Origin of the sequence: Blautia sp. SC05B48 (genome assembly GCF_005848555.1) — a bacterium.
In the GTDB taxonomy this organism is placed as follows: Bacteria; Bacillota; Clostridia; order Lachnospirales; family Lachnospiraceae; genus Blautia_A.
Map to the genome: position 1 here is coordinate 1,127,017 of NZ_CP040518.1, position 12,494 is coordinate 1,139,510.

General features: G+C 47.3%; 6 protein-coding genes, 1 tRNA gene and 3 rRNA genes. 3 read left to right on the forward strand and 7 right to left on the reverse strand.

Annotation, left to right across the window (positions count from 1 at the left end):
* Window positions 1–45 precede the first annotated feature (45 nt).
* Window positions 46–1,182 carry an ABC transporter ATP-binding protein gene (locus tag EYS05_RS05135; protein WP_138276745.1) on the reverse strand — a complete coding sequence of 379 codons (1,137 nt, stop codon included), beginning with the start codon at window positions 1,180–1,182 and terminating at the stop codon, window positions 46–48.
* A gap of 648 nt (window positions 1,183–1,830) precedes the next feature.
* On the opposite strand from EYS05_RS05135, the gene EYS05_RS05140 reads away from it, so the two are divergent.
* Window positions 1,831–2,424 carry a 50S ribosomal protein L25 gene (locus tag EYS05_RS05140; RefSeq protein ID WP_138276746.1) on the forward strand — a complete coding sequence of 198 codons (594 nt, stop codon included), beginning with the start codon at window positions 1,831–1,833 and terminating at the stop codon, window positions 2,422–2,424.
* Between the two features lie 42 nt (window positions 2,425–2,466).
* On the opposite strand, the gene EYS05_RS05145 is transcribed toward EYS05_RS05140, so the two are convergent.
* The 5 genes from EYS05_RS05145 to EYS05_RS05165 form a co-directional block, all read right to left on the reverse strand.
* The gene (locus EYS05_RS05145; RefSeq protein WP_055290736.1) at window positions 2,467–3,552 is read right to left on the reverse strand and encodes an IS701 family transposase; all 1,086 of its coding nucleotides are present in this window, start codon (window positions 3,550–3,552) and stop codon (window positions 2,467–2,469) included.
* A 333-nt stretch (window positions 3,553–3,885) separates the two neighbouring features.
* A tRNA-Trp gene (locus EYS05_RS05150) sits at window positions 3,886–3,956 on the reverse strand.
* A gap of 116 nt (window positions 3,957–4,072) precedes the next feature.
* Window positions 4,073–6,961 (reverse strand): 23S ribosomal RNA (locus EYS05_RS05155).
* A 326-nt stretch (window positions 6,962–7,287) separates the two neighbouring features.
* Window positions 7,288–7,405 (reverse strand): 5S ribosomal RNA (gene rrf / locus EYS05_RS05160).
* Window positions 7,406–7,466: 61 nt separating this feature from the next.
* Window positions 7,467–8,996, reverse strand: a 16S ribosomal RNA gene (locus EYS05_RS05165).
* The 16S, 23S and 5S rRNA genes sit together here with 1 tRNA gene alongside, the layout of an rRNA operon.
* Window positions 8,997–10,410: 1,414 nt before the next feature.
* Here EYS05_RS05165 and EYS05_RS05170 point away from each other — a divergent pair.
* Window positions 10,411–10,830 (forward strand): PPC domain-containing DNA-binding protein, encoded by a 420-nt coding sequence (locus EYS05_RS05170; RefSeq protein ID WP_044962367.1) that lies wholly within the window; start codon window positions 10,411–10,413, stop codon window positions 10,828–10,830.
* Here the strand turns inward: EYS05_RS05170 and EYS05_RS05175 are convergent.
* Complete coding sequence (locus EYS05_RS05175; RefSeq protein WP_138276747.1) at window positions 10,820–11,116, reverse strand: hypothetical protein; 297 nt, start codon at window positions 11,114–11,116, stop codon at window positions 10,820–10,822. The genes EYS05_RS05170 and EYS05_RS05175 overlap by 11 nt on opposite strands.
* 297 nt (window positions 11,117–11,413) lie before the next feature.
* Here EYS05_RS05175 and EYS05_RS05180 point away from each other — a divergent pair, with 297 nt between their 5' ends.
* Window positions 11,414–12,484 (forward strand): NAD(P)H-dependent flavin oxidoreductase, encoded by a 1,071-nt coding sequence (locus EYS05_RS05180; RefSeq protein ID WP_138276748.1) that lies wholly within the window; start codon window positions 11,414–11,416, stop codon window positions 12,482–12,484.
* The last annotated feature ends 10 nt before the right edge of the window (window positions 12,485–12,494 follow it).

A 12,494-nucleotide genomic window follows, 5' to 3' on the forward strand; every position in this document is an offset into this window, starting at 1 on the left:
CTACAGGCTGATCTGCCTGCACTCAAGCTCTTCCGTGACATAAATTCATAACACAAAAATATTTTCTTCTGTCTCCGGATCAAACACATGGGCCTTCTCCATATCAAAATACAGAGAAACCTTCTCCCCTACCTGTGTCTGATTTTCCGGACTTAAGCGGACTGCCAGGGTTTTGCCCTGCTCATCAAAATAGAGGATCACTTCCGCTCCCAGCATCTCGCGGTTTACTACAGGCTCATCTACATCTACGCTTTTATTTTCAATACCAAGCTTTTTCGCCTCAGCAAGCTCGTAGATATCCTCCGGACGGATTCCAAGGATCACGTGTCTGCCATTATATCTGTCTGCGATCTGTTTTCCTCTGGTTCCGTCCAGATAAACCTTTTTCACAGTTTTGGCATCATCCAGAAGAAGAGCCGTGCGATTATTTTCTTCTGCTTTTACCGTACACCGGAAAAAGTTCATAGACGGAGAACCAAGGAAGCCTGCCACGAAAAGATTTACCGGATTGTCATAAATACTCTGAGGTGCTCCCACCTGCTGGATCAGACCATCCTTCATGACCACGATCTTAGTCCCAAGAGTCATGGCCTCTGTCTGGTCATGTGTTACATAAATAATAGTGGTATCCAGCTGTTTATGTAATTTTACAAGCTCCACACGCATCTGGGCACGAAGCTTTGCATCCAGGTTGGAAAGGGGCTCATCCATGAGAAAGGCTTTCGGCTTCCGGATAATTGCACTTCCGATGGCAACTCGCTGTTTCTGACCGCCGGAAAGAGCTGCCGGCTTCCGGTCAAGAAGCTGCTCGATCTCCAGGATCTTTGCCACCTCGTGGACCTTTCTGTCGATCTCATCCTTCGGAAGCTTACGGATCTTCAGGGCATATGCCATATTTCCGTAAACTGTCATATTGGGATATAAAGCATAGTTCTGGAAAACCATGGACATTCCACGCTCCTTTGGTTCCAGATAATTGGAAAACTCACCGTCGATCCACAGCTCACCGTCTGTAATCTCCTCCAGACCTGCGATGATACGCAAAGTAGTAGATTTTCCACATCCGGACGGACCTACAAAGATCACAAACTCTTTGTCATGTATATCAAGGTTAAAATCCTTCACACCGTAATGCTCTGAATCAAATTGCTTACATACATTTCTGAGTGCAATTTCTGACATTACTTATCTCCTTTCTCTTCTCTCGCTCGCATGGTTTGTAGTATAGAACTTTTCCGGCTGTTCAGATATCGTGGTTGAGATAAAGATTTGTGAATTGTATGTTAAATTGTTTCAGAAATTATATGCAATTCCGTTAAATTCTTTCTCCAGAGTAAAATACCCATCGCGTTATGTTGCCACCTTCTTTCGCCGTCATCTCTGTCCTGCATCATATCTTCCAATTTTTATTACATTGATCACAACAGCTCTCTCCAATATGTCAGCAATATGGATATTTCCCGTCTCCTCGCATATCTGAATCAAATAAAAATAGAATATTTATATTTAATACTTGCCTCTCTTCCAGATAAATGACAACTTTCAGGCTTTTATGATCACTTGATTTGTGCAATTTTTTATGTTGTTTTAATTTTTTCTGTAAAATCTCAAATATATGCTTTGTTTTTGTCTAATTTTACCCTTGAAGTTTTGTATATAAGTCAAACAATACAAAATATTGTTCTTAAATTTTCTAACTTTTTGTTAGCCACCTCGTCCGAGAAGTGCTATAATAATCCCAGTCAGAAAAGAAATGCAGAATTCGTGTTACTGCGAACAGCGCGAACAGCAACATTACCGGAATCCATGCATCAGGAGGAGGAATTTGACATGATCACATTGAAAGCAGAGAAAAGAAACCCGAATGTAAAAGCTAAAAAATTAAGACGTGAGGGTTACGTCACAGGAATTCTTAGCGGAAAAGAAATGAAAGAGCCTGTAGCACTTCAGTTTGACGGTGCCGAGGCAGCCAAATTCATTAAAGCAAATAAAGAAGGTACACAGGTTTACCTGGACATCGAAGGCAAGAAGGTTGATGCCCTGGTAAAGAACATTGATTATAATCCAATTGAAAAACAGCTGATGGCTCTGGATTTCCAGGCACTGGTAGCCGGTGAGAAGGTTTCCACAACTGTCGCTGTCAAACTGGAGCACACCGACATGGTTCAGGGTATCGTTGAGCAGGAAATGGAAGAGATCCACTACAAAGCAGATCCGGCCAACCTTCTTGACACCATCGTCATCGACTTCAACGGCTATCCTGCAGACGTCCGTGACATCCATGTAAAAGACCTCCCGATCCCGGAAGGCAAACAGGTTCACTTCGTTACACCTGAGGATGCAGTTGTTGTTCATATCGGTGAGTATGAGGCAGCTCCGGAAGAGGATGAGGACGCTGAAGGCGCTGAAGCTGAAGCGAAGTAATTTTATAACTATAAATGAGCAAATTTGAAAAATTGCACAAAACTACACTGCGAATTTCATAAATGAATCAAAATCATTGCTTTCCTTTGCGCATTGAAAAAGATAACGATACTTTTCCAGCTGAATGGTATCACAGATTTCGTGATATCCAGTTTCAAACGAACAGAACCTACCAGTACCCACTGCACACATGAAATGTGCCAGTGACATAAGTAGCCAGTACCTTTTGATTCCCTGTGCAGAGCGTATCTGATAGCTGTCCAGTGCCAGTTTATCCTTACACTGGCGGAAAAATACTTCAATCGGCCATCGACACACATACCAGGAAAGAATCTCCTGTGTAGACAGGGCTGCGTTTGTACTGATGAAAGCACGCAATGCTTTGGGATTACCAAATGCTTTTTCCGGATAACTCAAAAGAACTACCGCATTTTCTATGCCGTTGAGGTTTCCCTCGTACCGGTACACATAATAGTTTCGTTTTTTGACTGTCACAAGGTCAAATTCACGATGTGTAACAGACAATTCGGCGGCCAGTTCACGAAGTTTCTTTTTCATTCCCGATGGATACAGCAAACGGTTTGTTTTCAAAGCACCGATGGTATGGAACCCTCTCTGTGCAAAGGTATTGATTATCTTTTCAGAAACATACCAGCAGTCGCAAAGAAAATAGGACATTACCGGTGGAACAGGCAGCTCCTTTGCAATGCTTTGTACAATGTCAATCTTGGAAATTGACTTATTGTACATTACAAAAGCATAGTTCAGAACAATGCCATTGCAGGAAAGCATAACAGCAACTGCCTGATGCCCGTAATCCGGTTTTCCCTTTAAATGGGATTGGTGAAAATACGCATCTTCAATCGGATGTAAAGCCTGTGACGAAGGCTTTGTCTTTGAAGCAATCGTATCGTCCACAATACAGAGAACAGGTTTTCCGGTGCGTGCTGCTTCTGAATAAATAATCTCAATGACAGAGCATTTTAACGTATCTGAAAGTAAGGAATCATCCCATTTTCCGGAATTGAGGAAATGGGCAATCGTAGTTCTGTGGCAGGAACTGTTTTTAGCAAAGTCCGTGGTTTTTCCATGATATCCTGAAATGAAAATACTGATTAGGATACTCATAAGATGGTTTATTACTCGGTTCGAATAAAATTTGCATAAGTTTAATTTTTTAAACTGGTTGTATATGAATGAGGAATGATGTATAGTATTTGCGAGAGACACCTTCTTTCGTAAATGTTGCAAATGTTTGTTTTGGCACTTTCATTATACAACACATGGAATCGAGGTGTCTTTCTTTTATGCAAAATCACGAACTTGCTCATTTATAGTTTATAATTTTTCTTATGAAATATTTCAGGGGATTGCCACCAGGCAATCCCCTGTCTTTTTGTTATTTACAACAAAAAAACGCTGAAAATCTTAATTTATAAGATCTTTCAACGTTTCTTAAAACAGGGGATGAGAGAATCGAACTCCCACCAAAGGTTTTGGAGACCCCTATCATACCATTTGACCAATCCCCTATATACAAGAAAAAGTGGCTGTTGGCCACAAATTCTTTTACATTGTACTCTCAAAACTACATACATGCTTGTTGATCGTTAATCAAACTCTTGAATCAATTCTTAACCTGCGTTTCTTGGTCAAGCCCTCACCCGATTAGTAACAGTCAGCTCCATGTGTTACCACACTTCCACCTCTGCCCTATCTACCTCGTCGTCTTCAAGGGGGTTTACTTCACTAAGAATGGGATATCTCATCTTGAGGGGGCTTCACGCTTAGATGCCTTCAGCGTTTATCCCTTCCGGACTTGGCTACCCGGCCATGGCTTTGGCAAGCCAACCGGTCCACCAGCGGTCCGTCCATCCCGGTCCTCTCGTACTAAGGACAGCTCCTCTCAGATATCCTGCGCCCACGCCGGATAGGGACCGAACTGTCTCACGACGTTCTGAACCCAGCTCGCGTACCGCTTTAATGGGCGAACAGCCCAACCCTTGGGACCTACTACAGCCCCAGGATGCGATGAGCCGACATCGAGGTGCCAAACCACTCCGTCGATGTGAACTCTTGGGAGTGATAAGCCTGTTATCCCCAGGGTAGCTTTTATCCGTTGAGCGATGGCATTCCCACTTAATACCACCGGATCACTAAGCCCTACTTTCGTACCTGCTCCACCCGTCGGTGTCGCAGTCAAGCTCCCTTCTGCCTTTGCACTCTTCGAATGGTTTCCGTCCATTCTGAGGGAACCTTTGGGCGCCTCCGATACCCTTTCGGAGGCGACCGCCCCAGTCAAACTCCCCGCCTGGCATTGTCCCACCGCCGGATTACGGCGGCTGGTTAGAAGCCCAATATCACAAGGGTGGTATCCCAACAGCGGCTCCGCGGCAACTGACGTTACCGTTTCTCAGCCTCCCACCTATCCTGTACATGCAACACCGGACCCCAGTGCCAAACTGGAGTAAAGCTCCATGGGGTCTTTCCGTCCTGGCGCGGGTAGCCAGCATCTTCACTGGCACTTCAATTTCACCGGATGTATTGCCGAGACAGCGCTCAAATCATTACGCCTTTCGTGCGGGTCGGAACTTACCCGACAAGGAATTTCGCTACCTTAGGACCGTTATAGTTACGGCCGCCGTTTACTGGGGCTTAAATTCAAAGCTTCGCATTGCTGCTAACCTCTCCTCTTAACCTTCCAGCACCGGGCAGGCGTCAGCCCATATACCTCACCTTTCGGTTTCGCATAGACCTGTGTTTTTGCTAAACAGTTGCTTGAGCCTATTCTCTGCGGCCTGCTCTCGCAGGCACCCCTTCTCCCTAAGTTACGGGGCCATTTTGCCGAGTTCCTTGGCAATACTTCTTCCGCCGGCCTTAGGATTCTCTCCTCATCCACCTGTGTCGGTTTACGGTACGGGTACAATATGAACGATAGCGGCTTTTCTTGACGCATGGCTCACGGGCTTCGCTACTAATCTTCGCTCCACATCACGTCTTCCCATTGCATGGCGGATTTTCCTACCATACTGGTACCTCGCTTGTACCGGGCTTTCCATTCCCGGCTCCCGCTCTCCTTACGTGTCCCCACAGTTCTGTCATACTGCAGTACAGGAATATCAACCTGTTGTCCATCGGCTACGGCTCTCGCCCTCACCTTAGGTCCCGACTCACCCAGGGCAGATCAGCTTTACCCTGGAAACCTTGGATATTCGGCCTAGAGGATTCCCACCTCTATCTCGCTACTCATTCCGGCATTCTCTCTTCCATGCAGTCCACAGCTCCTTTCGGTACTGCTTCTTCCCGCATGCAATGCTCCTCTACCAATCTATTACTAGATTCCTTAGTTTCGGTGGCGCGTTTCAGCCCCGGACATTTTCGGCGCAGGACCTCTCGACCAGTGAGCTATTACGCACTCTTTGAATGTATGGCTGCTTCTGAGCCAACATCCTGGTTGTCTTCGAAATCCCACATCCTTTTCCACTTAACGCGCACTTTGGGACCTTAACTGTAGGTCTGGGCTCTTTCCCTTTTGACCGCCCAACTTATCTCGTGCAGTCTGACTCCCGGTGATATCTACACGGCATTCGGAGTTTGATATTCTTCGGTAGGCTTTGACGCCCCCTAGGAAATTCAGTGCTCTACCTCCGCAAGACTCACACCGAGGCTAGCCCTAAAGCTATTTCGAGGAGAACCAGCTATCTCCGGGTTCGATTGGAATTTCTCCCCTATCCACACCTCATCCCCACCCTTTTCAACGGATGTGGGTTCGGTCCTCCACTACCTCTTACGGCAGCTTCAACCTGGACATGGATAGATCACCCGGTTTCGGGTCTACTCCTACTGACTCTGGCCCTGTTAAGACTTGGTTTCCCTACGGCTCCATCCCTTGAGGACTTAACCTTGCCAGTAAGCGTAACTCGCCGGACCGTTCTACAAAAAGTACGCGGTCGTACATATAAAGTACTCCCACAGCTTGTAGACACAGGGTTTCAGGTTCTCTTTCACTCCCCTCCCGGGGTCCTTTTCACCTTTCCTTCACAGTACTATGCGCTATCGGTCACTAAGTAGTATTTAGCCTTAGGGGGTGGTCCCCCTTACTTCCCACAAGGTTCCTCGTGTCTCGTGGTACTCCGGATCCTGCTCAGTCAGCTCTGCTTTCACGTACGGGGCTTTCACCCTCTGTGGCCGGCTTTCCCAAAACCGTTCTGTTAACTTCGCTGAATCTTAAATGCAGTCCATGACCCCGGCATGCACGCACACCGGTTTAGGCTCCTCCGCGTTCGCTCGCCGCTACTTACGGAATCGATGTTTCTTTCTTTTCCTCCGGGTACTTAGATGTTTCAGTTCCCCGGGTTCCCTTCCATACGTTATGGATTGGCGTATGGATGCATGAGGTCTGCTCATGCGGGTTTCCCCATTCAGACATCTCCGGATCACGGGATATTTGCTCCTCCCCGAAGCTTTTCGCAGCTTATCACGTCTTTCATCGGCTCTTAGTGCCAAGGCATCCGCCCTGTGCCCTTATTGCTTGACCTTTCGCTTCATCACCCTAGCGTAGGTGATGCGGTCTCTTGATTCTCTGTTGTATCACGCTCTCGCGTTTTACAACGGTGTTTGATTACTCTGTTCAATAACAGATAAATCGATGTCTTCCTATCTTTGCGTTTTGCATTAATTTCTTAATACTTTACGTTTAAGGATATTTGATTAACTTAATCAAATTTCATGTATGCAGTTTTCAAGGTACAATGCTGACTGATGTTTTATCAGCCATTTAAAAAGAAAATATCTTTTCTTCTTAAATCACTGGTAAAGCCAGCATCTATCCTCATCAGGATCTCTCCTGCTTTTCTTTTTTTGATCTGGCGCCCACCTGCTCTCCCACACCGTCTCCAGTGCAGTACCATCGGCCGATTGGGTCTTAACCGTCGTGTTCGGGATGGGAACGGGTGTGTCCCCCAACCGCATCGGCACCAGAAATATCTTAGCTTGATAGCTAAACAGTAAAACACATCTTGTTTCTCTACTTTTTTCCTTAGAAAGGAGGTGATCCAGCCGCACCTTCCGATACGGCTACCTTGTTACGACTTCACCCCAGTCATCGGTCCCGCCTTCGGCAGCTCCTTCCTTGCGGTTAGGTCACTGACTTCGGGCGTTACTGACTCCCATGGTGTGACGGGCGGTGTGTACAAGACCCGGGAACGTATTCACCGCGGCATTCTGATCCGCGATTACTAGCGATTCCAGCTTCGTGTAGTCGGGTTGCAGACTACAGTCCGAACTGGGACGTTATTTTTGGGATTTGCCCACCCTCGCGGGTTCGCTTCCCTTTGTTTACGCCATTGTAGCACGTGTGTAGCCCAAATCATAAGGGGCATGATGATTTGACGTCATCCCCGCCTTCCTCCAGGTTATCCCTGGCAGTCTCCCCAGAGTGCCCACCTTAAATGCTGGCTACTGAGGATAGGGGTTGCGCTCGTTGCGGGACTTAACCCAACATCTCACGACACGAGCTGACGACAACCATGCACCACCTGTCTCCTCTGTCCCGAAGGAAAGACTCGGTTAAGAATCCGTCAGAGGGATGTCAAGACTTGGTAAGGTTCTTCGCGTTGCTTCGAATTAAACCACATGCTCCACCGCTTGTGCGGGTCCCCGTCAATTCCTTTGAGTTTCATTCTTGCGAACGTACTCCCCAGGTGGAATGCTTAATGCGTTTGCGGCGGCACCGAAAAGCTTTGCTTCCCGACACCTAGCATTCATCGTTTACCGCGTGGACTACCAGGGTATCTAATCCTGTTTGCTCCCCACGCTTTCGAGCCTCAACGTCAGTTACCGTCCAGTAAGCCGCCTTCGCCACTGGTGTTCCTCCTAATATCTACGCATTTCACCGCTACACTAGGAATTCCGCTTACCTCTCCGGCACTCAAGACGGGCAGTTTCCAATGCAGTCCCGGGGTTGAGCCCCAGCCTTTCACATCAGACTTGTCCATCCGTCTACGCTCCCTTTACACCCAGTAAATCCGGATAACGCTTGCCCCCTACGTATTACCGCGGCTGCTGGCACGTAGTTAGCCGGGGCTTCTTAGTCAGGTACCGTCATTTTCTTCCCTGCTGATAGAAGTTTACATACCGAGATACTTCTTCCTTCACGCGGCGTCGCTGCATCAGGGTTTCCCCCATTGTGCAATATTCCCCACTGCTGCCTCCCGTAGGAGTCTGGGCCGTGTCTCAGTCCCAATGTGGCCGTTCACCCTCTCAGGCCGGCTATGGATCGTCGCCTTGGTGGGCCGTTACCTCACCAACTAGCTAATCCAACGCGGGTCCATCTTATACCACCGGAGTTTTTCACACCGAGCCATGCAGCTCTGTGCGCTTATGCGGTATTAGCAGTCATTTCTGACTGTTATCCCCCTGTATAAGGCAGGTTACCCACGCGTTACTCACCCGTCCGCCACTAGAAACAATCTAAATCTGCCGAAGCTTCAATAAAAGGTTTCCCGTTCGACTTGCATGTGTTAAGCACGCCGCCAGCGTTCATCCTGAGCCAGGATCAAACTCTCTGATAAAATGTTTGATTCGTTTACTCAAGACAACCGTTTGGCTATCTCTCGTTTTTACTGTTTTTGGTTTGTTTAAACCGTTCTTTAAATGTAAAGAAATTTTCGAGAATCGTATGTGTTTCACTGTTTAGTTATCAAGGTTTGTTGTGTCTGTCTCTCAGACAGCCCGTTTATTTTATCTCATCTCTTTTTGTTTGTCAAGCACTTTTTTAAGTTTTTTTCAAACATTTTTGAGTTAAGATTTTGTTGTCGTTTCGTTGACGACTTGGATACTTTATCATATCTTCTGTCTTTTGTCAACTATGAATTTCATTTTTCTGAAATTCTTTTTAATTGTTTGTTTTTTGAAAACAATTATTTGCGACAGCTCAGTTATAATACCACTGGGAGTTATGCTTGTCAACCATAAATTTCAATTTTTTTAGATTTTCCTGGAAATTTATTTTTATAGGACAATTTCTTTTCTGCTATCATTCATCCATTATGCTATTATCTTCCTGTTTATTATTTTATATGTGTTGTTTTTTATAATAAGACTCTTCGCTGGATGGCGCTACGCCGGTCGCATTTTCAATGCGGGAATATGCAGGGGGAAGGCCATCTCAGAGTTCCGTAGCCCGAAGGCCCTCCCCCTGCACCCCCACCCTCTTGGGCACGGAAGTAGTTCTTCGTTGTTGTGTGCGCTGCGTTGTTGACTTTTGTCTGTATGCTGCGGTACTCAGAATGGAACGTTGTGCCGATCTGGTTTCTGTATTCTTCGGTACTTATAGTGGTACGCTGTGCCGATCTGGTCCCTGTATTCTTCGATACTTATAGGAATATTCTATACCAGTCTGATATTTCAGGACAGGACGCCCAGTCCGCCTCCATCCCCCGCATGTTTTTTCCTGTCGGTTGGAAGCGTCAGCCAGAGGAAGGTGGCATCGGGCCGGGCTGCTGCGGAGGAGGGGTGATTACTACTTGGGCTGCGGGAGACGGCGTTATTGCGGCAGGGTCTGCTGTCTGAGCCGCAGGCGAGTTCTGGCCCTGCCGCAATGCTTTTAGCCGTCTCACGGAGCCCTAGTAGTATCCCCCGACGGAGTCCCTGCCCGGAGCGATGCCACCTTCCTCTGGCGTTCCTCAACCACATCCCCCTCTCAAAACCTCAAAAACACCCCCGACTGCATCCACTCCCGGAGCGATGCCTCCTTCCTCTGGCGTCCCTCAACCACATCCCCCTAACGAAACCTCAAACGTATCCCCGCCTACCTCCAATGCTAAGAGCAGACGTCAAAAAAAATCTCTCGCACAGACATGAGACTCCGGCATTCTCTTTCCCTGGCCTTCCGTAAAAAATTAAAATGTATTATACTTATTGACAAGCGGATAAAAATATCCGCCGCTGTTTATGGCAAATATCACACAAAGGGAGGTTTTTATCATGGAATACAGACGTTTTGGAAACACGATCTATCTTCGTCTTGATCCGAAGGAAGAGATCCTGGAGGAGATCGGCAAGGTTGCAAAAAAAGAGAATATCCGCCTTGCACAGGTCACAGGCCTTGGCGCCATCAATGATTTCACTGCAGGCGTATACAACACAGTGACAAAGGAATACCACTCTATTCAGTTCCAGGGAGCGTTTGAGATCGTATCACTTACCGGTACCGTTACCCGCAAAGACGGTGACGTTTATCTTCATCTCCATATCGCAGCCGGTGACGAGGAAGGCCATGTACACGGCGGTCATCTGAACCGTGCCATCATCAGCGCTACTGCCGAGATCCAGATCCAGGTGATCGACGGAGAGATCGGCCGTGAGTTCAGTCAGGAGATCGGTCTGAATCTGTTTAAATTCTGATTTTGCCAGAGGGATTCCGGACACAGTCTACTGCTTTACAGTTTAAAAATTTCATCACACATAAAAAGGGTGAAACTACACAGCATAATGCTGTCAGCTCACCCTTTTCTTTAGCTTCAATATTGCCCTCTTCCGCAACATCTGCAATGCTGTCACTGCTGTCGCCAAACTCTTCCGCACTCTCTGTCACGGTTCCGGCTTCCGCCAGCGGCATTTCCTCCTGTGCATAGGCCGTCACGGTTCCGCTGACAGAAATGTGACTGTCACGGACGCCGCAAGCAGCCAAGCCATGATGGTACTCGTCTTTTTTCGCATACCTGTTCCTCCCTTTTCCTCTAATTCACTTTACAGTTTTCTGTAAAGCTGATATCACTCTGAATTTGCCTGATATTTTCTGTTCTGTCAACAAAGTGGATTTTAACAAAATCTGGTCCGACGGATGTTCGCAATTGAAGCAGGGGACTTCCCTGATTCACCGACATTTACATTGACAAATCCCCCTGTTATGGTATACTTTGATAATAAAACTATTTTACACTAAAATTATTTAACGAAAGCAAATGAATGTGAGGATCTGATCATTATGAAGAATTTAAAAATCGGTGATAAACTTACGAGATTTCCCCTGATCCAGGGTGGAATGGGCGTTGGTATCAGCCTTGGCCGTCTGGCAGGCACCGTTGCAAAGGAAGGCGGGATTGGAATCATTTCCACCGCTCAGATCGGCTACCGGGAAAAGGATTTCGACCGGAATACCGAAGAAGCCAACCAGCGGGCTATCCTGTCCGAGATGAAAAAAGCACGCAGGATTTCTCCTGACGGTATCATCGGCTACAACATCATGGTTGCACTGAAGGAGTACGCATCTCATGTAAAAGCCGCTGTCCATGCCGGCGCTGACCTGATCATCTCCGGTGCAGGACTTCCTACAGAGCTCCCTGCTCTTGTCAGCGGAAGCAAAACAAAGATCGCCCCCATTGTATCAACGGACAAATCTGCAAAGGTTATCCTGAAATACTGGGAAAGAAAGTACAAGCGCACTGCAGACCTTGTGGTGATCGAAGGTCCCCAGGCAGGCGGTCATCTGGGCTTCCACAAGGAAGAGCTGGATTCCTATACACCGGAAGCCTACGACAATGAAATCCGAAAGATCGTCCAGACCGTAAAAGGCTATGCCGCAAAATTCGGCACGGAAATCCCAGTAGTAGCTGCCGGCGGCATCGCTACTCACGAGGATGTAAAGCATGTCTTTGATCTTGGTGTGGACGGCGTTCAGGTTGCCACCCGTTTTATCCCAACGGAAGAATGTGACGCAGACATCCGGCTGAAAGAATCCCTGATCCACACCACAAAGGACGACATCGCCATTGTAAAAAGCCCGGTAGGTATGCCAGGTCGTGCCATTATGAATCCCTTCATGCAGCACGTCATGGCCGGTGAAAAAATTCCGCACAGTCCCTGCCACCGCTGCCTTGCCAAATGTTCTCCCGGCGAGATCCCTTACTGCATTACTGACAAGCTGATCGCCGCCGTAAAGGGCGACGTGGAAAACGGCCTGCTGTTCTGCGGAGCAAAGGCCTATATGGCAGATAAGATCGAAACCGTGCACGATGTGATCGCTGATCTGTTTGGCACAGAATCGGAATGCATCTGACTGTCATAAA

Excerpts from the sequence above, each read along its gene's own strand:
- EYS05_RS05135 (WP_138276745.1), bottom strand. The coding sequence starts at position 1,182 with ATGTCAGAAATTGCACTCAGAAATGTATGTAAGCAATTTGATTCAGAG.
- EYS05_RS05140 (WP_138276746.1), top strand. The coding sequence starts at position 1,831 with ATGATCACATTGAAAGCAGAGAAAAGAAACCCGAATGTAAAAGCTAAA.
- EYS05_RS05145 (WP_055290736.1), bottom strand. The coding sequence starts at position 3,552 with ATGAGTATCCTAATCAGTATTTTCATTTCAGGATATCATGGAAAAACC.
- EYS05_RS05170 (WP_044962367.1), top strand. The coding sequence starts at position 10,411 with ATGGAATACAGACGTTTTGGAAACACGATCTATCTTCGTCTTGATCCG.
- EYS05_RS05180 (WP_138276748.1), top strand. The coding sequence starts at position 11,414 with ATGAAGAATTTAAAAATCGGTGATAAACTTACGAGATTTCCCCTGATC.